Origin of the sequence: Nonomuraea sp. 3N208, from assembly GCF_052245935.1 — a bacterium.
Lineage (GTDB): Bacteria > Actinomycetota > Actinomycetes > Streptosporangiales > Streptosporangiaceae > Nonomuraea.
Window position 1 is genome coordinate 240,383 of record NZ_JBQQBR010000011.1, and the last position, 23,781, is coordinate 264,163.

Consider the following 23,781-nt stretch of genomic DNA (forward strand, 5'->3'; position numbering starts at 1 on the left):
GACCCACGATGGGGCACATCGAGGTGAGCGGGTTGACGTACCTGCTGCCCGACGGGCGGCCGCTGCTGCTGGAGGCGTCGTTCAAGGTGGGCGACGGGGCCAAGGCGGCGCTCGTCGGGCCGAACGGCGCGGGCAAGACCACGCTGCTGCGGCTGATCGCCGGCGAGCTCGAGCCCGCCGACGGCCGGATCGCGAGCAGCGGCGGCATCGGCGTCATGCGGCAGTTCCTCGGCGAGGGCACCGTGCACGACCTGCTGCTGCACGTGGCCCCGGAGTCGATCAGGCAAGCGGCGGCGGCGCTGGAGGCGGCCGAGGCGGCCATCTCCAGGACGGACGACGAGCCGGCCCAGCTGGCCTACGCCCAGGCCATCGCGGATTACGCCGACGCGGGCGGCTACGAGCTGGAGGTCGTGTGGGACGTGTGCGCGACCGAGGCGCTGGCGCTGCCGTACGAAGAGATCCGGGACAGGAGCCTGACCACGCTGTCGGGCGGGGAGCAGAAGCGGCTCATGCTGGAGGCGCTGCTGCGCGGCCCCGACGAGGTGCTGCTGCTCGACGAGCCGGACAACTACCTGGACGTGCGGGCCAAGCAGTGGCTGGAGCGGGCGATCAGGGCCTCGGCCAAGACGGTGCTGCTGGTCTCGCACGACCGGCAGCTCCTGGCCGAGGCGGCCGACCGGATCATCACGGTGGAGGGGCGCACGGTGTGGGTGCACGGCGGTGGCTTCGCGGGCTACGCCGAGGCGCGCAGGAAGCGCAGGGAGCGGCTTGAGGAGCGGCGGCAGCGCTGGGAGGACGAACGGGGCCGGCTGCGGCGGCTCGTTCACACGCTGCGCCAGCGCTCGGCCAACAACGACGCGCTGGCGGGGGCTTACCAGTCGGTGGTGACGCGGCTGGAGCGGTTCGAGCGGGAGGGGCCGCCGCAGCGGGCGCCGAAAGAGCAGAACGTCCGCATGCGGCTGCGCGGCGGGCGTACCGGCAAACGGGCGGTGCTCTGCGAGGAGCTGGAGCTGACGGGGCTGCTGCGGCCGTTCTCCACCGAGATCTGGTACGGCGAGCGGGTCGGCGTGCTCGGCATGAACGGCACCGGCAAGTCGCACTTCCTGCGGCTGCTGGCCGGCGAGCCGATCAGGCACACAGGCTCGGCCCGCCTGGGCGCCAGGGTCTCGCCCGGCCACTTCGCGCAGACCCACCTGCGGCCCGACCTCAAGGGCCGGGCGGCCGTCGATGTGGTGATGACCGAGCACGCCATGACCCGCAACGAGGCCATGGCGGCGCTGGCCCGCTACGAGCTGGCGCCGGCCGGCGGGCAACCGTTCGAGACGTTGTCGGGCGGGCAGCAGGCCCGGCTGCAGATCCTGCTGCTGGAGTTGTCGGGGGCCACGTTGCTGCTGCTCGACGAGCCGACGGACAACCTGGACCTGGCCAGTGCCGAGGCGTTGCAGCGCGGGCTCGAGGGATTCGAGGGGACGGTGCTGGCGGTCACGCACGACCGGTGGTTCGCCGCCGACCTCGACCGGTATCTGATCTTCGGCGCCGACGGGCTCGTACGGGATTGCGACGAACCCCGGTGGGACCTTTAGCTGGAGACCCGGCGCAGGGCCGAGACCGTCATGATCTCGTCGACCGCCTCCGGCGACAACACGTGGTCGAGCACCATGACCGCGCACCCGCTGATGCCCGCGGCCGCGCCCATCCTGCTCGGCTCGATGCGCAGCCGCCGGGTGGCCAGGGCCGTGGAGCGGCGGTAGACGACCTCGCGGATGCTCGACACCAGCGGCCCGAACGCCTCCGCCACATCGCCGCCCAGCACCACCACCGACGGATTGAGGATGTTGACCGCCCCGGCCAGCACCTCGCCGATCCTGCGCCCAGCGGTGCGCACCATGGCCATCGTCTCGGCGTCACCGGCTCGGACTAACGCCGTCACGTCCGCGATCGTCTTGACGTCCTTGCCGGCCGCGCGCAGGTCGCGTAGCAGGGCGGTGCCGCTGGCCACGGAGTCGACGCAGTCGGTGTTGCCGCAGCGGCACAACACGCCGCCACCGTCCAGCACGGGAATGTGCCCGATCTCGCCGGCCGCGCCCAGCGCGCCGCGCAGGATGCCGCCGGCGGCGATCACGCCGGCGCCGATGCGCGTGGAGACCTTCACGAACATCAGGTCGTCCAGGTCGGGGTAGGCGCCGCGGTGCTCGCCGATGGCCAGCACGTTCACATCGTTGTCCACGAGCACGGGGACGGGGAACCGCTCGCGGATGATCGGCGGGATCACCACGCCGGTCCAGGAGGCCATCACGCGGGCGCTCTCCGTACGGCCCTGCGCGAACTCGACGGTGGCCGGCACGCCCATCCCGACGCCCCTGATCATCGAGCGCGGCCGGTCGCCGAGCAGCTCGTCCCAGGTGTCCATGATCAGCGGCAGGACGACGTCGGGCCCCTGCTCCACGTCCATCGCGAACTCGCGCCCGGCCAGCTCGCTCCCGGCGAGGTCGCAGATCGCGACCCGGGTGCGGCTCGCGCCGAGCGCGGCCACCAGCACCACGCCGCCTTCGGCGTTGAACTCCAGCCGGACCGGCGGCCGCCCGCCCGTGGACGGGGCGTCGGTGCGCTCCACGACGAGACCGCGTTCCAGCAGCTCACCGACGCGCAGCTGCACCGCGGGGCGCGACAGGCCGGTCACCCGGCCCAGGTCGGCCCGCGTCACGGCCTCGCCGGAGCGGATGAGGGCAAGCACCTCGCCACTCGTGGCGAGGGTCGCGGCGGTACGTCGTGGCATCGGCTAAGTGAACCACACGGGGTTAGGTCATGAAAAGTCAGAACTTTTTTATCTCAAATGCCAAAACTCCGCTTGTCTACGACCCAAACTCTCGTTAGTGTCCGTTCTGTCCTTGCTTTGGTAGATCATGGAGTCCCTCACCGTGTCCACCCACCCGGCGACCACCTCCGCCACCCTCCCCGCCCACACCGCCGACCTCGTCGTCTTCGGCGGGACCGGCGACCTGTCCATGCGCAAACTGCTTCCGGCGCTGTATCACAGCGACAGGGAGGGCCGGCTCTCCCCGGAGACCCGGATCATCGCCATGTCCAGGGGCGGCCTGACCGACGCCGACTTCCGCGGCAAGGTGGACGCCGAGGTACGCGACAGCATTGAATCTCGCCGAATCCGCGACCAGGTCCCGGTCGACGAGCCCGCCATATGGGAGCGTTTCGTCGGCCGCCTGCACCACGTGTCGGTCGATGTCGGAGGCGAGAACAAGTCCGGTTGGGACGAGTTGTCCGGCATGTTGTCCGGTTTCGAGTCGCGTGACCGGGTGTTCTACCTGGCCAGCCCGCCGCGCACGTTCGGGCCCTTCTGCCGGGAACTGGCCGAGGCCGGCCTGGTGACGCCGCGCTCGCGCGTGGTGCTGGAGAAGCCCCTGGGTCACGACCTGCCGAGCGCGCAGGCGATCAACGACGAGGTCGGCGCCATCTTCGAGGAGCGCCAGATCTTCCGGATCGACCACTACCTTGGCAAGGAGACCGTGCAGAACCTGCTGGTCCTGCGCTTCGCCAACGCCTTCCTCGAGCCGATCTGGAACTCCCTGTGGATCGACCACGTCCAGATCACCGCCGCCGAGACCGTCGGCACGCCGGGCCGGCGCGGCTACTACGACCACGCGGGCGCGCTGCGCGACATGGTGCAGAACCACCTGCTCCAGCTCCTCACGCTCACCGCGATGGAGCCGCCGGCCCGCAACGACCGCGAGGCCATCCGCGACGAGAAGGTCAAGGTCCTGCAGGCGCTGCGGCCGATCGCGGGCACGGAGGTGGGCCGCTTCACCGTGCGCGGCCAGTACGTCGGCGCCGGTGACATGCCGGGCTACCTGGACGAGCCCGGCTCCACGCCGCCGACCGAGGCCTCCGCGCGGGTGGAGACGTTCACCGCGATCCGGGCCGAGATCAAGAACTGGCGATGGGCCGGGGTGCCGTTCTACCTGCGGACCGGCAAGCGGATGCCGAACCGGCGCTCGGAGATCGTGGTGCAGTTCAAGGACGTGCCGCACTCCATCTACCCCGGCGGTACGCCGAACCGCCTGGTGCTGCGGCTGCAGCCGGAGGAGGGCATCGAGCTGCACATCATGGCCAAGGAGCCGGGGGCGGGCGAGGTGACGCTGAAGCCGGTGCCGCTGTCGCTCAGCTTCGGCAAGACGTTCACGACGCGGGTGCCCGAGGCGTACGAGCGGCTGCTGAGCGATGTGCTGGCCGGGAACCCGACGTTGTTCATGCGCCGCGACGAAGTGGAGGCGGCCTGGCGGTGGATCGACCCCATCCTGGACGCCTGGAAGGCCGACCCCGCCCTGCCCGAGCCCTACCCGGCCGGAACCCCCGGCCCCGCCGGAGCCCACGAACTGCTCGGCCGCAGCGGTCGCGGGTGGCACGAGGAGGAAATGTGAACCCGAACATTCAGGAGATCACCGACCGGATCGTCGAGCGGAGCGCCGCCAGCCGTGCTACCTATCTGGCGCGGATCCGGCGCGAGGGCGAGGCCGCCAAGGCCAAGGGCCCGGCCCGCGCCCACCTCGGCTGTGCGAACCTGGCGCACGGCTTCGCGGCCGCGAACGCCGAGGACAAGCCGGTTCTGCGGGGCACGGCCAAGCCGGGCGTGGCGATCGTGACGAGCTACAACGACATGCTGTCCGCCCACGCGCCGTACGAGACGTACCCGCCGGAGCTGAAGGCGGCCGTGCGCCGGGCCGGGGGCGTGGCGCAGGTGGCGGGCGGCGTGCCGGCGATGTGCGACGGCATCACCCAGGGGCGGGCCGGCATGGAGCTGTCGCTCTACAGCCGTGACGTGATCGCCATGGCCACCGCCATCGCGTTGTCGCACGACATGTTCGACGCGTCGCTGCTGCTGGGCGTGTGCGACAAGATCGTGCCGGGGCTGTTCATCGGGGCGCTGCACTTCGGGCACCTGCCGGCGATCTTCGTGCCCGCCGGGCCGATGGCCTCCGGGCTGCCGAACAAGGTCAAGGCCCGCGCCCGCCAGCTGTTCGCCGAGGGCAAGGTCGGACGGGAAGAGCTGCTCGACGCCGAGGCCAAGTCGTACCACTCCCCCGGCACCTGCACCTTCTACGGCACCGCGAACTCCAACCAGGCGCTCATGGAGGTCATGGGCCTGCACCTGCCTGGCTCGACGTTCGTCAACCCGCACACCGAGCTGCGTCACGCGCTGACCGAGGCGGCCGGGCGCCGGGCGGTGGAGATCACCGCGCACGGGGCGGAGTACACGCCGATCGGCGAGCTCGTGGACGAGAAGGCGATCGTGAACGCCTGCGTCGCGCTGCTGGCCACCGGCGGCTCCACGAACCACACGCTGCACCTGGTCGCCATGGCGGCGGCCGCCGGCATCGTGCTGACCTGGGATGACTTCGCCTGCTTGTCGGAGGTCGTGCCGTCGCTCACCAAGATCTACCCGAACGGCCAGGCGGACGTGAACCACTTCCGCGAGGCCGGCGGCATGCAGGTGCTCATCGGCGACCTGCTCGACGAAGGGCTGCTGCACGGCGACGTCATGACCGTGGCGGGCCCCGGCCTCGACCGCTACCGCGAGGCCCCGTCGTTGGTGGACGGTTCGCTGGTGTGGGCACCCGTCACGGGCGGGAGCGCCGATCTGGACGTGCTGCGGCCGGTCGCTCAGCCGTTCTCGCCGGATGGCGGGATCCACATGGTCGAGGGCAACCTGGGCTGCGCGGTCAGCAAGGTGTCGGCGGTCAAGCCCGAGCACCTGGTGATCGAGGCGCCGGCCAAGGTCTTCGACGACCAGCTCGACCTGCTGAAGGCGTTCGAGATGGGCGAGCTGGACGGGCAGGATTTCGTGGCGGTCATCCGCTACCAGGGGCCGAGTGCGAACGGCATGCCCGAGCTGCACAAGCTCACGCCGCCGCTGGCCGTGCTGCTCGACCGGGGGCAGCGGGTGGCCATCGTCACCGACGGGCGCATGTCCGGCGCCTCGGGCAAGGTGCCTGCGGCCATCCACCTGTCGCCTGAAGCGGCCGACGGCGGGCCGATCGCGCTGGTCCGCGAGGGTGACGTGATCAGGCTCGACTCGGCGGCGGGCACGCTGGAGCTGCTGGTGCCGGCCGAGGAGCTGGCCCTGAGGGCGCCGGAGGGCCGGCCGCTGAGCGACGCGCAGTGGGTCGGCACGGGGCGCGAGCTGTTCGCGGCGTTCCGCCGGATGGCGGGGCACGCGGAGCAGGGCGCAGGAATCTTCGGAGTGAGCGGCGCCGAGTCGCCCCACCACGGCCCCGGGCTCGGCTTCCCCGCCGAGGCCGGCGCCTCCCACCTGGAGACGGGCACCCCGGTCGGGGCCCGCCCCGCCGGACTCGCCCGGTGAGCCTCACCTCTCACCGGCCCGCCGCAGGCACCACGCACGCTCCCCAAGCGCGTCCCACCGCCCACACCCCCTGCTGGGATGGCGTGAGCGTTCATGGCATCCTTCCGGTGATGGCGAGCGATCTTGACGCTGCCCTGAGTGCCGGAGGTGTGTGTGATGAGTGCCTTTGACCTTCCGTGGCTCGTCGCCGACATCGGGGGGACCAACGCCAGGTTCGGCCTGGTCACCTCGCTTGGCGCGCGGCCTTCGAACGTCGCGGTCCTGGCGGTGGCCGACTATGCCACCCTCCCCGAAGCCGTAGCCGCCTACCTCGCGGAACACGCGGGCGGAGTGCGGCCGGGGGCGGCCTGCCTGGCCGTGGCCGGACCGATCGACGGCGACAGTTACCGGCTCACGAACTCCTCGTGGGCGGGGTCCGTACGCGATCTCGACGTGCCGTACGCGCGGCTGCTCAACGACTTCGAGGCGCTGGCCGTGTCCCTGCCGCACCTGGACGGCGATGACCTGGTGTCCCTGGGCGGCCCCGAGCTCGGCTACGGGGTCAAGGCCGTGCTGGGTCCCGGCACCGGGCTCGGCGTGGGCGGGCTGGTGCCGACCGAGCACGGCTGGACGCCGATCCCCGGCGAGGGCGGTCACGTCACGGTCCCGGTGGTGGACCGGCGGGAGCTGGAGGTCGTCCGCGTGCTGCAGGCGCAGGGCCGGCCGCACGTGGTGGCCGAGCACGTGTTGTCCGGTCCCGGCCTGGTCCGGCTGCACCGGGCGCTGGCTCAGGTGAACGGCGTCAGCGCGCCCGAGCTGACCGCCTCGGACGTCGTGGCCAGGCTCGACGACTCGCTGTGCGCGGAGACGATCGAGGTGTTCTGCGGGATGCTGGGCAGCTTCGCCGGCAACGTGGCACTGACCCTCGGCGCGCGGGGTGGGGTGTACCTGGGCGGCGGAGTGCTGCCACGTATCGTGGAACGCGTGCGCACCAGCAGCTTCCGCACGCGGTTCGCCGCGAATCCCGACATGGCCGCATACCTGGCCGCGATCGGGACCGCTCTGATCGTCGCGCCCCAACCGGCGCTGACGGGCGCGGCCGCCTGGCTGAGCCAGCGTGCCCGCAGGGAGCTGGTGGGCTGACAACGGCACCGGCCCCGCGCGGCCGGTGTTCGGTACTAGACGGCCTGCGAAGGGCCGATGAGGAGAAAATCCCATGAGCTTGCTCGATCTCGCCCCAGTGATCCCCGTCGTGGTGATCGAGGACGTCGAGACCGCCGTGCCGATGGCCAGGGCGCTGGTCACCGGGGGGCTGCCGGTCATCGAGGTGACGTTGCGCACGCCGGTGGCGCGCGAGGCGATCGCCAGGATCGCCGACGAGGTGCCCGAGGCGATGGTGGGTGCGGGGACGATCCGCACCCACGATGACATCGCGGCGTCGGTGTCCGCGGGGGCGAGATTCCTGGTCTCGCCGGGCACGACCCTGTCGCTGGTCGAGGCGATGGACTCGAGCGGGGTTCCCTACCTGCCGGGAGCCGGGACTGTGTCGGAGGTTATGGCGCTGGTGGAGCGGGGGATCAAGGAGCTGAAGTTCTTCCCCGCCGAGGCCGCGGGCGGTGTGCCGTACCTGAAGGCGCTGGCAGGACCGCTGCCGGACGTGCGGTTCTGCCCGACGGGCGGCATCCGGGTGGACACCGCGCCCGACTACCTGGCGCTGCCGAACGTGGGCTGCGTCGGCGGCACCTGGCTGACCCCGCAGGACGCGCTGGCCGGCAGGGACTGGGCCCGCGTGGAGAAGCTCGCCGCCGACGCCGCGGCCCTGCGCTGACCCGCACCTCCGGTGGCGCTGCCCCGGCACCCGCCGTGTGCGGGCCGCGGCGTCAGCTCCAAATGGAGACGTGGATCGGGGGACGGAAGCGGTTGCGTGGGACGCCGTCCTCCGGGGTGCGCATCACCTGGGTGGCCACCGGGGTCGTGAGGAAGTCCAGGAACGTGCCGGCCGCCAGTGAGCGGTTGGCGGGTTCCAGCGTCGTCGCGTACCAGTAGGCGGCGAACGGGGTGGCCGGGGTCTCGATGGCGACCAGCTCGCCCCGGCGCACCTGAGAGGACACCAGGTGGGCGGTGGCGGGCGCGACCCCGGCGCCCCCGGCGGCCGCCTTCCAGGCCGCCGTCTGGTTCGCAAAGACCCGCACCTGCGACTCCGGCACCCGCAGCACCCGCAGCAGCCGGCTGCGGATGCGCAACCTGCTCAAGCCCGAGCAGTTCCCGTACCACTCCCCCACCGGCTGGGAGTACGACTCCGGCGACTACCCCAAGGCGCTGCGCCTGGCCATGGACATGATCGGCTACGACAAGCTCCGCGCCGAGCAGGCCGACAAGCGGGCCAGGGGCGAGCTGATGGGCATCGGCGTCAGCTTCTTCACCGAGGCCGTGGGCGCGGGCCCGCGCAAGCACATGGACATCCTGGGCCTGGGCATGGCCGACTGCGCCGAGCTGCGTGTGCACCCGACCGGTAAGGCGGTGCTGCGGGTGTCGTGCCAGTCGCAGGGCCAGGGGCACGAGACCACGTTCGCGCAGATCGTCGGGCAGGAGCTGGGCATCCCGGCCGACGACGTGGAGGTCGTGCACGGCGACACCGACCAGACGCCGTTCGGCCTGGGCACGTACGGCTCCCGCTCCACCCCGGTCTCCGGCGCGGCCACCGCGATCGTGGCCAGGAAGGTACGCGACTGGGCCAAGATCGTGGCGGCGGCCATGCTGGAGGCCGCGCCGGAGGACCTGGAGTGGGCCGACGGCAAGTGGTCGGTCGCGGGCGACCCGGCCACCGGCAAGTCGATGGCCGAGATCGCGCTGGCCGCGCACTCGAACCTGGAGCTGCCCGAGGGTGTGGAGGGTCACCTGGACGCGGTGACCGTCTACAACCCGCCGAACCTGACGTATCCGTTCGGCGCGTACATCTGCGTCGTGGACGTCGATCCGGGGACGGGCCAGGTGAAGGTACGCAGGTTCGTGGCGGTGGACGACTGCGGGGTGCGGATCAATCCCATGATCGTCGAGGGGCAGATCCACGGCGGGCTGGCCGACGGGGTCGGGATGGCGCTCATGCAGGTGATGGCGTTCGACGAGGACGGCAACCACCTGGGGGCATCGTTCATGGACTACCTCCTGCCGACCTCGATGGAGTGCCCGTCGTGGGAGCTGGGCGAGACCGTGACCCCGTCGCCGACGCACCCGATCGGGGCCAAGGGCGTGGGCGAGTCGGCCACGGTGGGCTCCCCCGCGGCCGTGGTCAACGCCGTGGTGGACGCGCTGGGGCCGTACGAGGTGCGGCACGCGGACATGCCGCTCACCCCGGCGAACGTGTGGCGCGTCATCAACGGCGACCCGTTCCGCACGGACCTGGCGATCCCATGAGCGAATTCCTTGGCATGCCGGCGCCTCGGAAGCGGGCGCCGGCCGCCCTGGACCTCCAGGCCAGGGTGGCGGAGCTGCGGTCGGGGCGGGAGCCGTACGTGCTGGCCACCGTCGTGCGGGCGCAGCGGCCGACCAGCGCGAAGGCCGGCGACCGCGCGCTGGTGCTGCCCGACGGGACGATCGAGGGCTTCGTGGGCGGTGTGTGCGCCACCGACACCGTGCGGGCGCAGGGGCTGCGGCTGCTGCGCTCCGGGCAGACCACGCTGTTGCGGATCACCCCGGAAGCCGATGAGCCGCACGAGGAGGAGGGCCTGGTGGCGGTGGGCCAGCCGTGTCTGTCCGGCGGCACGCTGGAGATCTTCCTGGAGGCGGTGCTGCCGCCAGTCCTGGTCCACGTGTACGGCGACAGCCCCATCGCCCGGGCCTTCGCCGCCGTGGGCAAGGCGATGGGCTACCAGGTGGAGGCCGCCGCGGACCCGCTGGCCGCGATCGCCGACGACACCTCGGCCGTCCTCGTCGCCTCCCACGGCGTCGCCGAGGAGCCGGTGCTGCGGGCCGCGCTGGCCAAGGGCGTCCCGTACGTCGCGCTGATCGCCAGCCGCAAGCGCGGCGCGGCGGTGCTGGCGGGTGTGGAGGGAGGTGACCGGGTGCGCGTTCCGGCAGGTCTGGACATAGGGGCCAGAACGCCGGGTGAGGTGGCGGTGTCGGTGTATGCGGAGCTGATCAGCATGCGTTGAGCGGGTATTCGGAGGAGCTGCGGCCGGGTAGGGCAAGACATGTAAAAGCCGCAGCCTCGGAGCCCCCCTCCTGCTCCCGGAGAGCGAAGGGACATTGATGCTCACGCAAACGGTCAGCCAACCACCACAGCTCATCGACGATCGCCCGGTGTCGCAGCCGGGGAGCCTGGAGAGGGGGATCGACATCCTCCTCGCGCTCAGTGCAGCCTCCAGACCGGTCAGCCTGGCGCAGCTGTGCCGCAGCACGGGTCTGCCCAAGTCGACCGCGCACCGGATCCTGGGCGTGCTGTGCTCGCGCGAGCTGGCCACGCGGGTGGGCAACGGCTACCTGCCCGGCGAGCTGCTGGAGACGATGGCGGGCATCGCCCGCGCCCGGGTGCCCGGCACCCGCCGGGTGGTGCTGCCGTACCTGCAGTACCTGTACGAGACCACCAGGCAGACGGTGAACCTGGCCGTGCCCTCCGGCCTCGAGGTCCGTTACGTCGAACGGCTGTACGGCCACAACCGGGTCCGCTCCCCCTCCGACGGCCTGGACCGGGCGCCGCTGCACTGCACGGCGACCGGCAAGGCGCTGCTCGCGTTCGACCCGAGGCTGCGTGAGGAGCTGCTGGCGCGCGGCTCGTTCGAGCGCATGACGCGCCGCACGATCATCGGCCTGGCGGGGCTCGAACGCGAGCTGGCCCAGGTGCGCCGGCACGGCGTGGCGTACGCGCAGGAGGAGTTCGCCGAGGGCGTGGCCTGCGTGGCGGCCCCGGTGTTCGGTCCTGGCGGCCGGATCTGCATGTCCTTGGGGGTGGCCGCGCGCGCCCACACGGTGCCGCTGGGCATGCTGGGCATCGCCGTGCGCGGGGCCGCCCAGGCCATCTCCGCCGCCCTCCTCGGCGTGTAGACGTTCCGGTCACTGGAACGCTCCATCGCTCCGCGACGTCAGCGTTCCAGTGACCGGAACCCGTGATTGCGGGCGCCTCCCCGCAGCGATCACATCGTGGCATGGATCTCCTTCCCGCTCCGGCCCTCCAGGAGGCGCCCCCGGTCCGCCGCGTCCCTGGCTCCCAGACACAGGCAGAGCGGCGGGAGGCCCTGCGTGCCTAGGGGCCTGCCCAGGGCGAGCGCGCTGGAGAGCCTGCGTCTCGCGACCGTCCTCGTGCCCCCGGGCGCGCCACACGTGCCACCCGGCCGTGACCTGCTCCACGCCAGGTCCCTGCTGGCCGACCTCGAATCCCGGTACGGCGGCCGCCCCGTGCTGGTCCGCGGCCCGAGAGGCCCGGCGCTGCTGGTGCTGTCCAAACGCGACGCGCTGCGCGTGCTGGAGGGGGAACGGGACGCCTACGCGCCCGCCCGTGACGAGCGCCGGCTGAGCCTGCCGACGGACGTCCTGCGCCCGGCGTTCATCGAGATCGCCCGCGAGGAGGCCGCGGAGCTGACCGACGGCGTGGTGGACTACGAGCGGCTCGACGCCCGCTGGCAGCGCGTGGCCAGGCGCTGCGTGTACGGCGACGGGGCGGCCGGCGACGAGGAGCTCACCAGCCTGCTGACGCGGCTGGGCAGGCAACGGGCCGGGCGCCGCCAGGAGATCCTCTCCGGCCGCTACGACGCGCGAATCCTCGACCACCTGCGCCGCGCCGAGCCGCGCAGCCTGGCCGGCCTGATCGCCGAGACTTCCGGCGAGACCGAGTCGCGCGGGCTCATGCAGGCCGCGTTCTGGCTGATGGGGCTCGGCGTCACCGCGACGGGCCTCCTGCAGACGCTGGCGTTGCTCGCCACCCACCCAGGTCATCGCAAGGCGGCCCGCGCAGACCCCCAGCATCTGCGGGCCTGCCTGCGCGAGGCGCTGCGCCTGTGGCCGCCGGTCCCCGCGCTGTCCCGGGTCACCGCCGCGAGTACCGAGTGGTACGGCACCACCCTGCCCGCGGGCACCACCGTGCTGATGCCGCTCGCGGCGCATCAGCGCAGCGCGCGCCTGCCTTACGCGAACACGTTCGCGCCCGAGATCTGGCTCGACGGCACCGCGGCGGACGAATGGTGGGCCCGGCCGGGCTGCGACGGCGTGAACCTGATGCTCGCGGTCGGCACGGCCTTCCTTGGCGGCATGCTGCGGGCCGCCCGGCCCAAGCCGATCGGGCGGCTGCTCTTGCCGCACCGGCCGCTCCCGTACACGCTCAACGTCTCGCGGCTGCGGGTGAGGATGCGCCCGGCCCGCCGCAAAATCGTTCAGCCCTGAGCCATGCCTGGTCAAGGCCAGTGGCCGACGTGGACGCCTGTCCTCCGTTAGAGTCTGGGGTACTGAAGGGCATGCCGGGCGGAGGAACGGTTCGGGTTGAGACGGGATGACGACGGCGAGAGGACGGCGACATTGGGGCGCTCCGCAGGCACTCCGCTGAAGCCGGAAGACCCGCCGGCGATCGGCCCCTACGAGCTGATCAGCCGTCTCGGCTCCGGCGGCATGGGCGTGGTCTACCTCGCCAAGGCCGCGGACGGGCCGCGGGTGGCGCTCAAGGCGATCCGCAGGGACTTCACCGCTGACCCGGTCTACCGTGCGCGTTTCCATGAAGAGGTGTCCAACGCGCGCAAGGTGGCCTCGTTCTGCACGGCGCGGGTGCTCGACCACGGCGAGGACCGGGGCGTGCTCTACCTCGTCACCGAATACATCGACGGCATCTCGCTGGAAGATCACCTGATTGAGCACGGGCCGCTGTCGCCGTCCGTGCTGCACGCGGCCGCCGTCGGCGTGGCGGCCGCGCTGACCGCGATCCACGCGGCGGGGCTGGTGCACCGCGACCTCAAGCCGGCGAACGTCATGCTGACGCTGGCCGGGCCGCGGGTGATCGACTTCGGGCTGGCGCGGTCGACGCATGTCGACTCCCGGCACACGAACGCCAACATGGTCATGGGCACACCTGGATGGATCGCTCCCGAGCAGGTCTTCGAGGGGCGGACCAGCCCGGCGGGTGACGTGTTCGCGTGGGGGTCGCTGATCGCGTACGCGGGGCTGGGCGGGCATCCCTTCGGCGAGGGGGACGCGTACGTGATGGCGGCTCGGGCCCGTACGGCGCCGCCGGACCTGCGGGGCTTGCCCACACCGCTGGACCGGTTGGTGGCGGCGGCCATCCACCCCGACCCGGTGCGCCGGCCTACGGCCAGGCAGCTGCTGCTGGAGCTGGTGGAGGCGGCCGACGAGCCGGCGGCGCAGCTGGCCGCGACCAAGCACCTCACGAACGCGTGGAATCCGTCGGAGTTCGGACCGCTCGCCCATGGGCCGCACGCGGTCCCGCCGCCGGAGCGCACCGGCGCCGTCCCGGGAACCGGCCGCCCGCCGCACCCGGACGCTCGCGCGCCACGCCCGGACGGTCCCGGCCCGCGCCCGGACAGCCCACGCCCGGACGGTCCTGGCCGCGGCCCGCAGCCGCCGCATCATCCGGACGCCCGCGCCGGCCAGGCACCGCCGCATCACGAGAGCCGCGGCCCGCAAGCCACACAGCACCCTGAGGCGCGCAACTCCCAGGGGCCGCCGCCGCACGCCGAGACACGCAGCCCGCAGGGGCCGCCGGCCGAGCGCACCGGGCCCACGCCGGTGACCTCGCGAGCGCCGCAACCCTCGCCGGCCGAGCGCACGGGCCCGACGCCCGGGACCGGGCGGGGACCGCAGCCGCCGCACGCCGAGCGCACCGGACCTGTGCCGGGCGTGGCGCCGCAGCCGCCCCATGCCGAGCGCACCGGACCCGTTCCGGGCGTAGGGCCCCAGATGCCGCACGCCGAGCGCACCGGGCCGCTCCCCGGAACCGGGCGGGGGCCGCAGGCGCATGGGCGGGGTGGGCAGGTGCCGCATCCCGAGCGGACCGGGCCGCTGCCGAGCCGGCGGGGGCCGCTTCCCCACCACGTCACGACCGGCCAGGGGCCGTTGCCGGGCTACCGGCCCGCGAGGCCGAAGCGGGGCGTGTTCGCGGGCTGCCTGACCGCCCTGGTGATCGCGGCCGTCCTGCTGGTGCTGCTGCTGGCCGCGCTGGCCTGGTTAATCCGCTCCCCCGCGGCGGGCGCGGACGGTCCGGTGCAGGACGGCAAGCTGAGGTTCGCCGTGACGAGCACGAAGTGCCCCAAGCCCGCCAAGGCCGCGACGACGCGCACCTGCCAGATCGGGGTGAAGGTCAACAACATCGGCCCCGAGGCCAGGGTGCTCTACCCGGGCCAGCAGAAGCTGATCGACGAGGACGACGAGCTGCACGGCGGCACCAAGCTGCTCGACAAGAGCGGCAAAGAGATCACGCCGATCCGCATCGAGGCGGGCGGCGCGTTCACCGGCACGCTGGTGTTCGAACTGCCGAAGAACCTCGACGCGATCAGCCTGGAGGTCCACGACTCCGGCCTGAGCGCGGGAGCCAGGATCAACCTCGACTAGCCGGTCGACGCGGCCCCGCCGGTCCCCAGCCAGGCCAGCGCGGCCGTGATCAGGGCCTCGACCCCCGTCGGCAGCGTGGGGAGGATCTGGGGCGCGAAGAAGGGCGAGTGGTTGCCCGGCACGTCCTCCAGCAGGCGGCCCTCCCGCTCGGCGCGGGCGTACCTGGCGGGGTCGGCGCCGCCGAGTCCCCAGAAGACGGATGGCGCGCCCGCCGCCGCGCCGAAGAGACCGAAGTCCTCGCTGCCCATCAACGGCGCCATCTCCGGCACGCGCTCGGCCCCGAACCGGCCGGTGAACGCCGCACGCACCCTGGCGGTGGCGGCGTCGTCGTTGACGGTCAGCGGGAAGGAGTTGAGCGTGCGGATTTTCGGCCCACGGGGTGCGCCGGACGCTGCCGCCTCGGCGTGGACCACGCGCTCGACCGCCGTCAGGAGGGTGCGGCGCACTTCGGGGGAGAACGAGCGCAGGTTGATCGTGATGGATGCCTCGTCGGGGATGACGTTCTCCTTGTGTCCTGCGTGGATCTGGGCCACTGTCAGCACCGCCCGCTCGAACGGCGACACCTCCCGTGACACCACCGTCTGCAGCCGCATCACGGTGGAGGCGGCGAGGACTACCGGGTCGACGGTCCGCTCCGGCTGCGAGCCGTGCCCGCCCCGGCCGTACAGGCGGATCTCCAGGCTGTCGGCGGCGGCCAGGATCTCGCCGGGGCTGACGAGCACCGTGCCCGCCGGGTTGGGGAAGACGTGCTGGCCGAGCACCACGTCAGGCGTGCCGATCCGGTCGAACAGCCTGTCGTCCAGCATCGCCCGCGCCCCGGCCGCGATCTCCTCCGCCGGCTGGAACAGCGCCACCAGGGTGCCCCGCCACTGGTCCCTTCCGGCCGCCAGCAGTTGCGCCGCGCCGCTCAGGCACGTCACGTGCATGTCGTGGCCGCAGGCGTGCATGAGCGGCACCCCGTCGGGTGAGGTGGCGGTGCTCGCGTACGGCAGCCTGGTCGCCTCCAGCACCGGCAGCGCGTCCATGTCGGCCCGCAACGCCACCGTCGGGCCCTCGCCGTTGCGCAGGACGCCTGCCACGCCCGTGCCGCCGAGGCCCGTGCTCACCTCGAACCCTGCCGCGCGCAGCCGCTCGGCCGCGATGCCCGCGGTGCGCTCCTCCTGGAACGCGGGCTCGGGGTGGCGGTGCAGGTCCCGGTACAGCTCCACGAGATCGTCGAGCGCCGGGCCCGCCAGCCCGGCCGTGATCGCGTCGATGGCGTCCTGATCGCTCATGGGGGCATCCATTCCAGTGCGGTGATCTTTCCGACGAGGGTACGGCGGGCGGCGTCGCGCTGCTCGGCCGCGCCTAGAAGCCCTGGGAAGGGGAGACGACACCCTCCAGCGGAGCCCCTGCGCAGAAGCGCCGCACGTTGGCGGTGACGCGCTCGGCCAGCCCGCGCCAGTAGGCGGGGCGCGGGTTCGCGCAGTGCGGGGTGATCAGCACGTTCTCCACGCCCCACAGCGGATGACCGTCGGGCAGCGGCTCGGGGTCGGTGACGTCGAGCGCCGCGCCGCCGATGCGGCCGGCGCGCAGCGCCTCCACCAGGTCGCCGGTCACGACGAGTCCGCCGCGAGCGACGTTCACCAGCCACGCGCTCTCGCGCATGAGCGCGAACTCGCGCGCGCCGATCATGCCCCTCGTGTCCGGCGTGGCAGGCGCCGCGACCACCACGTAGTCGGCCTCCGGCAGCGCCTCGCGGTAGCGGGCGCGCGGCACGACCCTGGCCGCCCCGGGCACATCGCTGCGATCGGTGACCGCGACGACTGGGCAGCCGAACGGCTCCAGCATGCGGATCAGCGCCCGCCCGATGCCGCCGCAGCCGACGATCGCGACCGTCGAGCCGGCGAGCTCCCGTGACGTGTTGGGCCCCCACCGGGTGGCTCTGGCGTGCCGGTGCAGCCCGCGTGCGGCCGTCAGCATCAGGGCGAGCGCGTGCTCGGCGACGGCCGTGCCGTACGAGCCGGCGGCGGCGGTGAAGACCGGGTGATCGGTGATGACGCCGGCGTCGGCCCAGCGCTCGACGCCGGCGTGCGGCAGCTGCACCCACCGGATGCCCTCGTGGATCATGGAGCGCACCTCGCCGGGATCGTCGTTGCCGTAGTAGACGATCGCCTCGGCGCGCTCCAGCGGCACGATCTGGCCGCCGGCGCGGCGTACCGCGTCGATGAGGGCCGACACGGGCTCGGGGCCGACGTGCACGGCGACGGTCATCGCCGCACTTCCTGAGCGAGCCTGGCCAGCAGGGCGGTGACGCGCCGGCCGGCGACCTCGGCGCCGCCGGAGGTGAGCGCGGAGCCCATGCCGCAGGCCACGGCGCCGGCCGCGATCCACTCCGGCGCGTTGTCGAGGGTGACTCCCCCGGTGGGGATGGCAGGGACCTGGGGCAGCGCGGCCCGCACGTCACGCAGCCAGGACGGCGACACCGCGGACGCCGGGAAGATCTTCACCGCGTCCGCGCCCTCCTCCAGGGCACGGACGATCTCGGTCGGGGTGGCCACGCCGGGGAAGACCGGTACGCCGTAGCGGTGGCCGGTGCGGATCACCTCGGGATGCAGGTTGGGCGAGACCAGGAAGCGCGCGCCGGATTCCACGGCGGCGCGGGCCGCGGCGGCGTCGAGCACGGTGCCCGCGCCGACGAGCGCCTCGGGCCGCTGCTCGGTGAGCCGGGCGACGGCGGTGAGGGCGCGTGGCGTGGTGAGCGCCACCTCCACGGCCCGCAGCCCGGCGTCCAGCACGGCCTCGGCGGCGGCCACCGCCTCGCCGGGCCCCGCGGCCCTGACGATCCCGAACACCCGCTGCTCGGTGACGGCGTGGACGATCTCCCAGCGGTACATGCTTTCCCTTCTCACGGTGTACGGTCCGCGCCGGCGGTGCACGATCCCCCGCCTCGGTGAACCCGCTCTAACGGTGCACGCTCTCCCCCGCCGCGGTGAACGCGGCCAGCGCGCGGTCCAGGCCCGCCCGGTCGGGCAGCCCGTCGGTGTCGTTGGCGCACTGCACCACGAGCGCCGCCACGGCTGCCCCCTCGCGCAGGCACGTCTCGTACGGCATCCCGCGCAACATCCCCGACAGGAACCCGGCGGCGAACGCGTCCCCGGCCCCCACGGGATCGGTCACGGGCACCGGGAACGCCTCCTGCCGCAGGCCGGCGCAGCCGGCAGACTTGTCGCGGTGCTTGACCACGGCGAGCCCGGGCAGCCCGGCCGGGTCCACCTGGAGCAGCTCCAGCTCGTCCTCGCCGGCGAACACCACGTCCGCGCGGCTCATGAGCGGCGCGACCCGCTCCCGCCACCGATCGGGCGGGCCGAGCTTGAGCCGGACGTTCGGGTCGAAGGAGATCGTGGCGCCCGCGTCCCCGGCCAGGTCGAGCAGCCGGAGTGTGGCGAGGTGCGCCGAGTCCGACAACATCGGCGTGATGCCGGTGACGTGGACGAGCCGCGCCCCGTCCACCATCTCGGGCGTCAGCTCGCCGGGCGCCAGCCGGGAGGCGGCCGAGCCCGCGCGGTAGTACTGGACGTCGATCGCCCTGGACGGGTGGCTGTCGCGCAGCAGCAGCCCGGTGGGGGCGTGCGGGTCCACGACGGCGTGGCGGGTGTCGATGCCGTCGGCGCGGAGCATGGCCAGCACCGATGTGCCCGCCGGGTCCGCGCCGACGCGCCCGAGCCAGCGCACCTGGTGGCCGAGCCTGGCCAGGCCGGCGGCCACGTTCGACTCGGCGCCCGCGATCGAGCGGCGGAAGGCGGTGGCCCGCTCGAGGGGGATGCCTGGCTCGGCCAGCATCAGCAGCATCGCCTCACCGCACACCACGACGCTCACGAACGGGGCTCCTCGGGAAATCAATGGATCATGCGTCCCAATAGTTGTATCAAATCACGTTTGTCCTGTGGCGAGAGACTCCCTTGACCACATGGCGGCCGTGGGGAACGCTGAAGCGGGAACCGTGGCCGGGGGGGCGCCGGGGGTATCGCGCGTGAGGCGTCTATTCATCACCTTGCTGGCCGCCAACGCGCTCTCCGTCACCGGGACCATGCTGTCCATGCTGGCCGTGCCGTGGTTCGTGCTGGAAAGCACGGGGAGCGCCGCGCTCACGGGGCTGGCGGCGTTCTCGACCACGTTCCCCATCGTCGTCTCGGCCGCGTTCGGCGGGACACTGGTGGACCGGCTGGGACTGCGCGGGACGAGCCTGTTGTCCGACCTGGCGAGCGGGCTCGTCGTGCTGGCCATGCCGGTGTTGTCGTGGACGACCGGGCTGTCGTATCCGGCGCTGCTGGGGCTGCTCTTCGTGCGCTGGCTGCTGGCCACGCCCGGGGAGACGGCACGCAAGGCCATGGTTCCCGAGCTGGCGGGGCTCGGGCGGGTACGCATCGAGCGAGCGGTGGCGGCGTACGACGGCGTCTACCGTGGGGCGGCGATGGTGGGGGCGCCGCTCGCCGGCGTGCTGATCGTCTGGCTCGGGGCCAGTGCGCTGCTGGTCGTCGACGGGGTCACGTTCCTGCTGTCCGCGCTCCTGATCGGCGGCGGGGTCCCGCGATCGGAAGGCGCCGCGGGACGGGGGCAGGGCGGCTATCTGAGCGATCTGCGCGACGGGCTGACGTTCCTGTGGCGGGACCGGCTGCAGATGAGCGCGACCACGATGATCGTGGTCGTCAACATGCTCGACACAGGCGTGACGCAGGTCCTGCTGGCGTTGTACGCCCGAGACGTGGCACACGATCCCCGCGCGTTCGGCCTGCTCGCCGGCGCGGTCGGAGCGGGCGCGCTGGCCGGGACCGTCGTCTACGGCGCCGCCGGCGACCGATTACCCCGGAGGCTGACCTTCGGGGCGTGCTTCCTGGTCGCAGGAGTGCCGCGGGTGCTGATCCTGGCCCTCGGCGCCCCGTTTCCCATCGCCCTCGGCGTCACCGTGCTCTCCGGCGTCGCCGCCGGCGCGATCAATCCCATTCTCGGCGTACTGCAGTACGACCGGATCCCGGCCCGCCTGCGGGCGCGGGTGATCGGCACCATGACGGCCGCCGCGTACGCGGGCATGCCGTTCGGCGGCCTTCTGGCGGGCCCGCTCACGGAGGTGGCCGGTCTCACGGCCACCCTGTACGCGTTCACCGCCGTCTACCTGCTGGCGTCCATCCCGCCGTTCGCCGACCGGGCCTGGCGGGAGCTGGACCGCGACGGGCCGGCCCGTGTCAAGCGGCGGTGGACCGGCTCAGCAGGAGGGACTCCTTGATCGGGGATTCGTGGGTGCCGGCGACCGTGCAGGCGTGCGCCCCGGCGATCGATCCCAGCTGAACGCACTCCTCCAGCGGCCTGCCACGCAGCGTGCCGTACAGGAAGCCGGAGACGAACGCGTCGCCCGCGCCGTTGCTGTCCGCCACCGGCCCGGGCAGCGGCGCGGCTGGGAAGGCGCGCACGCCGGAGTCGTGGGTCAGCACGAGGCACCCCTCGGCGCCGCGCGTGCAGATGACCGTGCGCGCCCGGCCGCGGGCGAGGATGTCGCGCATCGTGGCGGCCGGGTCCCGCAGCGCGACGGCCGACAGGAACACCAGGTCGGATCGGTAGGCGAAATCCTTCTGGTAGTCGTTGACGCCGTCCCAGTCGTGCAGGTCCGTGGAGATCGGCACGCCGTCGAGGTCGGGGTAGAGGTGGCGGCAGAAGTCCATGATCGACACGTGGACGTGCCTGGCCCGGACGTCCGCGTACAGCTCCCTGGGCAGGCGCTCGCCAGGCGTGACCTTGGCGTCGTAGAAGGAGGTGCGGCGGCCGTCGGGACCGACGAGCAGCACGCTCCTGCGCGTGCCCGCCTCGGCCGGTCCCCAGGAGCAATCGAGGTCGCGCAGCGCGTCGCGGATCAGCGCGCCCTGCGGGTCGTCGCCGATCAGGTCGGCGAACGCGACGTCCAGCCCGAGCGCGTGGCAACCGAGCGCCACGCCCGCGCCGGTGTTGCCGATCCTGTCGACGACCGGCGGCACGTGGTAGGTGTCTTTGTACGGCAGCGGCAGCTCCGGCACGTACACCGTCGTGTCGACCCCCGCGCCGCCGAGGACCAGGATGTCACGCACGTGTTCATGGCCTCCACTCCGTGGAGGCGGGCTCGGTCGCCACATGCCGCCGCCTTCCCCCGCTCTGGTCGCTTCGCTCCCGCCGCTCCTCCAGGCGACGGCACTCCCTCACCGATTGACCAGCGGGCCCGAACCGGTGGAGCCGCGGACCACCAGCTCCGGCTGGAAGATCAGCTCGACGTGCTTGGCGGGCGCGCCGTTGACCTCCTCCAGCAGCGTCTGCACGGCCGCCGAGGCCATGGCGCCGATCGGCTTGCGCACGGTCGTCAGCGGCGGGTCGGTGAACGCGATCAGCGGCGAGTCGTCGAACCCGACCACGGACACATCTCCCGGCACCGACAACCCCTTCTCCCTGCAGGCGCGGATCGCGCCGAGCGCCATCAGGTCGCTGGCGCACACGATGCCGGTGCAGCCGCGGGTCAGCAGCTGGGCGGCGGCCGCCTGCCCGCCCTCGACCGAGAACAGCGAGTGCGCGATCAGATCGTCCACGTCGGCCGCGCCGAGCAGGTGCGCCATGGCCTGCTTATAGCCCTCGATCTTCCTGATCACCGGCACGAACCTGCGCGGCCCCAGCGCCAGCCCGATGCGGTCGTGCCCGAGGTCGACGAGGTGCTGCACGGACAGCCGCACGGCCATGCGGTCGTCGGGCGAGATGAAGGGCGCGTCGATGTGCTCGCTGTAACCGTCGACCAGCACGATCGGCAGCCCGCGGTCGATCAGGCGGGTGTAGCGGTCCATTCGCGCGGTCGTGTCGGCGTGCAGCCCGGACACGAACACGATGCCGCTCACCCCGCGATCCACGAGCAGCTCGGTGAATTCGTCCTCGGGCGCGCCACCGGGCAGCTGTGTGCACAACACGGGCGTGTAGCCGTGCTGGGTCAGCGCCTTCTCGATGGCCTGCGCGAACGCCGGGAAGATCGGGTTGTCCAGCTCGGGCGTCACCAGGCCGACCAGTCCGTTGCTGCGCTGCCGCAGCCGCGGCGGGCGCTCGTAACCCATGAGGTCGAGCGCGGTCATCACCGCCTGGCGGGTGCTCGCGGAGACCCCGGGTTTGCCGTTGAGCACCCGGCTGACCGTGGCCTCACTCACCCCGGCCTGGGCAGCGATGTCGGCAAGGCGAGCGTGACCATTCATGCTCCTCACTTTACTTTCAACCAGGCCGCCGAATCCCCTGCTCCAAGCTCATTCGAGGCCAGCAGCGCCTCGCCGTCGAGGGCGAAGTCCACGGGTGTTTCCGTGAGATTGACGGCGCACACCACATCACCCCGGGAGAAGACCAGCGTGCCCGCGGGAGAGTCGTGCCAGATCAGGTCCCCGTCGAAGGAACGCCGCAGGCGCAGCGCCGCCCGGTACAGCTCGAGCGTCGAGCCGGAGGCGCCGTCCTGGGCCTCCACGCTCAGCTCGGCCCAGTCCGCCGGGATCGGCAGCCAAGGGTTCGCCCAGCCGGACCCCGAGCTCCGGCGCGTCCAGGGCAGCGGCACCCGGCAGCCGTCGCGGCCGCTCTCGGGGTCGCGCAGCCGCTGCGGGTCAAGGCACACCTCGGGCGGTAGGTCGAGCACCTCGGGCAGGCCCAGCTCGTCTCCCTGGTAGACATACGCCGAGCCGGGCAGCGCGAGCGTCAGCAACGCGGCCGCGCGGGCCCTGGCCAGGCTGCCGTAGCGGGTGACGTGCCGCTTGACGTCGTGGTTCGACAACACCCAGGTGGTCGGCGCGCCCACGGAGGCGGCGGTGGCCAGCGAGGAGTCGATCACCTCGCGCAGCTCGGCGGCGTCCCACGGCGCGAACAGGTAGTGGAAGTTGAACGCCTGGTGCAGCTCGTCCGGGCGGACGTACATGGCCAGCCGCTCCGGCGTGGGCGCCCACGCCTCGGCCACGCCGATCCGCTCGCCGGGATAGGAGTCGAGCACGCGGCGCCAGGCCCGGTGGATCTCGTGCACGCCGTCGTTGTCGAAGAACGGCACCGGCTCCCTGCCGACCATCCTGGCCTGGTTGCCCTTGCCGATGTCGGGTAGCCCGGCCGGCTTGACCATGCCGTGCGCCACGTCCACCCGGAAGCCGTCCACGCCCAGGTCGAGCCAGAAACGCAGGATCGACTCGAACTCGCCGCGCACCTCGTCGTTGTCCCAGTTGAGATCCGGCTGGGTGGGGTCGAACAGGTGGAGATACCACTGCCCGTCCGCAACCTGCGTCCAGGCCGGGCCGCCGAAGATCGACTCCCAGTCGTTCGGCCGGTCGCGGAAGATGTAGCGATCACGCTGCTCACCGCGCAACGCCTGCTGGAACCAGGGGTGGGCGGAGGAGGTGTGGTTCGGGACGATGTCCACGATGACCCGCAGCCCGTGCTGGTGCGCCTCGTCGATGAGCGCCTTGGCGTCGGCCAGGGTGCCGAACAGCGGGTCGACGTCGCGGTAGTCGGCCACGTCGTAGCCGAAGTCGGCCATCGGCGAGCGGTAGAAGGGCGTCAGCCAGACGGCGTCCACGCCCAGCCCGGCCAGGTACGGCAGGTGATCGCGAATGCCTATCAGGTCGCCGACCCCGTCGCCGTCGCCATCGGCGAAGCTACGCACGTACACCTGGTAGATCACGGCGTTCCGCCACCACGCGGTCATGGTCACCCCCGAATGTTTCAACTATGAAAGCGGTTTCCGCAACTTTACGCAACTCCTTCCATCCATCCCCAATACGGAAATTTCGGTCTATGGACGCCCAAAACCCCTGTCCGATAAGGCCTAGAAGGAGATTCTTTATGTCAAGGGTGGACATGCGGCGTTAAGGCGCGATGTACTACCT

The 23,781-nt window shown here is 72.4% G+C and carries 20 protein-coding genes; 11 read left to right on the plus strand and 9 right to left on the minus strand.

Going from position 1 to position 23,781, the window contains the following annotated elements:
• The first annotated feature begins 8 nt into the window (after positions 1-8).
• Positions 9-1,583: an ABC-F family ATP-binding cassette domain-containing protein gene (locus tag ACTWPT_RS19140; RefSeq protein ID WP_443178767.1), complete on the plus strand. Its 1,575-nt coding sequence runs from the start codon at positions 9-11 to the stop codon at positions 1,581-1,583.
• On the opposite strand, the gene ACTWPT_RS19145 is transcribed toward ACTWPT_RS19140, so the two are convergent.
• On the minus strand, positions 1,580-2,776 hold the full coding sequence (locus ACTWPT_RS19145) for an ROK family protein (RefSeq protein WP_443178768.1): 1,197 nt from the start codon (positions 2,774-2,776) through the stop codon (positions 1,580-1,582). The two genes, ACTWPT_RS19140 and ACTWPT_RS19145, sit on opposite strands and share 4 nt — an antisense overlap.
• A gap of 127 nt (positions 2,777-2,903) precedes the next feature.
• Here ACTWPT_RS19145 and zwf point away from each other — a divergent pair, with 127 nt between their 5' ends.
• The 4 genes from zwf (at position 2,904) to eda (ending at position 8,180) form a co-directional block, all read left to right on the plus strand.
• Positions 2,904-4,433 (plus strand): glucose-6-phosphate dehydrogenase, encoded by a 1,530-nt coding sequence (zwf, locus tag ACTWPT_RS19150; RefSeq protein ID WP_443178769.1) that lies wholly within the window; start codon positions 2,904-2,906, stop codon positions 4,431-4,433.
• Entirely contained in the window at positions 4,430-6,373 is a 1,944-nt protein-coding gene (gene edd / locus ACTWPT_RS19155; RefSeq protein WP_443178770.1) for a phosphogluconate dehydratase, read from the plus strand. Before zwf ends, edd begins: the two co-directional genes overlap by 4 nt.
• 156 nt (positions 6,374-6,529) lie before the next feature.
• The gene (glk, locus tag ACTWPT_RS19160; RefSeq protein ID WP_443178771.1) at positions 6,530-7,495 is read left to right on the plus strand and encodes a glucokinase; all 966 of its coding nucleotides are present in this window, start codon (positions 6,530-6,532) and stop codon (positions 7,493-7,495) included.
• 73 nt (positions 7,496-7,568) lie between these two features.
• On the plus strand, positions 7,569-8,180 hold the full coding sequence (gene eda, locus ACTWPT_RS19165; RefSeq protein WP_443178772.1) for a bifunctional 4-hydroxy-2-oxoglutarate aldolase/2-dehydro-3-deoxy-phosphogluconate aldolase: 612 nt from the start codon (positions 7,569-7,571) through the stop codon (positions 8,178-8,180).
• Positions 8,181-8,232: 52 nt separating this feature from the next.
• Here the strand turns inward: eda and ACTWPT_RS19170 are convergent, their stop codons facing one another.
• On the minus strand, positions 8,233-8,604 hold the full coding sequence (locus ACTWPT_RS19170; RefSeq protein ID WP_443178773.1) for a LysR substrate-binding domain-containing protein: 372 nt from the start codon (positions 8,602-8,604) through the stop codon (positions 8,233-8,235).
• Here ACTWPT_RS19170 and ACTWPT_RS19175 point away from each other — a divergent pair.
• The 5 genes from ACTWPT_RS19175 to ACTWPT_RS19195 all read left to right on the plus strand — a co-directional run bounded on the left by ACTWPT_RS19175 (position 8,588) and on the right by ACTWPT_RS19195 (position 14,896).
• Positions 8,588-9,766, plus strand: coding sequence for a molybdopterin cofactor-binding domain-containing protein (locus tag ACTWPT_RS19175; protein WP_443178774.1), 1,179 nt, complete (start codon positions 8,588-8,590; stop codon positions 9,764-9,766). The genes ACTWPT_RS19170 and ACTWPT_RS19175 overlap by 17 nt on opposite strands.
• Positions 9,763-10,503, plus strand: coding sequence for an XdhC family protein (locus ACTWPT_RS19180; RefSeq protein ID WP_443178775.1), 741 nt, complete (start codon positions 9,763-9,765; stop codon positions 10,501-10,503). The genes ACTWPT_RS19175 and ACTWPT_RS19180 overlap by 4 nt, the downstream gene beginning before the upstream one ends.
• A gap of 97 nt (positions 10,504-10,600) precedes the next feature.
• Positions 10,601-11,392, plus strand: coding sequence for an IclR family transcriptional regulator (locus ACTWPT_RS19185; RefSeq protein ID WP_443178776.1), 792 nt, complete (start codon positions 10,601-10,603; stop codon positions 11,390-11,392).
• Between the two features lie 195 nt (positions 11,393-11,587).
• Positions 11,588-12,724: a cytochrome P450 gene (locus ACTWPT_RS19190; protein ID WP_443178777.1), complete on the plus strand. Its 1,137-nt coding sequence runs from the start codon at positions 11,588-11,590 to the stop codon at positions 12,722-12,724.
• A 132-nt stretch (positions 12,725-12,856) separates the two neighbouring features.
• A complete protein-coding gene (locus ACTWPT_RS19195; RefSeq protein WP_443178778.1) occupies positions 12,857-14,896 on the plus strand; it encodes a protein kinase domain-containing protein in 2,040 nt (679 codons plus the stop codon).
• Here ACTWPT_RS19195 and ACTWPT_RS19200 read toward each other — a convergent pair.
• The 4 genes from ACTWPT_RS19200 to ACTWPT_RS19215 form a co-directional block, all read right to left on the minus strand.
• A complete protein-coding gene (locus ACTWPT_RS19200; RefSeq protein ID WP_443178779.1) occupies positions 14,893-16,170 on the minus strand; it encodes an amidohydrolase in 1,278 nt (425 codons plus the stop codon). The genes ACTWPT_RS19195 and ACTWPT_RS19200 overlap by 4 nt on opposite strands.
• A 73-nt stretch (positions 16,171-16,243) precedes the next feature.
• Positions 16,244-17,149, minus strand: a complete 906-nt coding sequence (locus tag ACTWPT_RS19205) for a D-isomer specific 2-hydroxyacid dehydrogenase family protein (protein ID WP_443178780.1) — start codon at positions 17,147-17,149, stop codon at positions 16,244-16,246.
• Positions 17,146-17,772: a bifunctional 4-hydroxy-2-oxoglutarate aldolase/2-dehydro-3-deoxy-phosphogluconate aldolase gene (locus ACTWPT_RS19210; RefSeq protein WP_443178781.1), complete on the minus strand. Its 627-nt coding sequence runs from the start codon at positions 17,770-17,772 to the stop codon at positions 17,146-17,148. Before ACTWPT_RS19210 ends, ACTWPT_RS19205 begins: the two co-directional genes overlap by 4 nt.
• 67 nt (positions 17,773-17,839) lie before the next feature.
• Positions 17,840-18,754: a sugar kinase gene (locus tag ACTWPT_RS19215; protein WP_443178782.1), complete on the minus strand. Its 915-nt coding sequence runs from the start codon at positions 18,752-18,754 to the stop codon at positions 17,840-17,842.
• A gap of 154 nt (positions 18,755-18,908) precedes the next feature.
• On the opposite strand from ACTWPT_RS19215, the gene ACTWPT_RS19220 reads away from it, so the two are divergent.
• Entirely contained in the window at positions 18,909-20,159 is a 1,251-nt protein-coding gene (locus tag ACTWPT_RS19220) for an MFS transporter (RefSeq protein WP_443178783.1), read from the plus strand.
• On the opposite strand, the gene ACTWPT_RS19225 is transcribed toward ACTWPT_RS19220, so the two are convergent.
• From ACTWPT_RS19225 to ACTWPT_RS19235, 3 genes are all read right to left on the minus strand, one after another.
• The gene (locus ACTWPT_RS19225; protein WP_443178784.1) at positions 20,119-20,991 is read right to left on the minus strand and encodes a carbohydrate kinase family protein; all 873 of its coding nucleotides are present in this window, start codon (positions 20,989-20,991) and stop codon (positions 20,119-20,121) included. The genes ACTWPT_RS19220 and ACTWPT_RS19225 overlap by 41 nt on opposite strands.
• Positions 20,992-21,099: 108 nt before the next feature.
• Positions 21,100-22,125 carry a LacI family DNA-binding transcriptional regulator gene (locus ACTWPT_RS19230; RefSeq protein ID WP_443178785.1) on the minus strand — a complete coding sequence of 342 codons (1,026 nt, stop codon included), beginning with the start codon at positions 22,123-22,125 and terminating at the stop codon, positions 21,100-21,102.
• 5 nt (positions 22,126-22,130) lie between these two features.
• Positions 22,131-23,600 (minus strand): glycoside hydrolase family 13 protein, encoded by a 1,470-nt coding sequence (locus ACTWPT_RS19235; protein ID WP_443178794.1) that lies wholly within the window; start codon positions 23,598-23,600, stop codon positions 22,131-22,133.
• Positions 23,601-23,781: the final 181 nt, after the last annotated feature.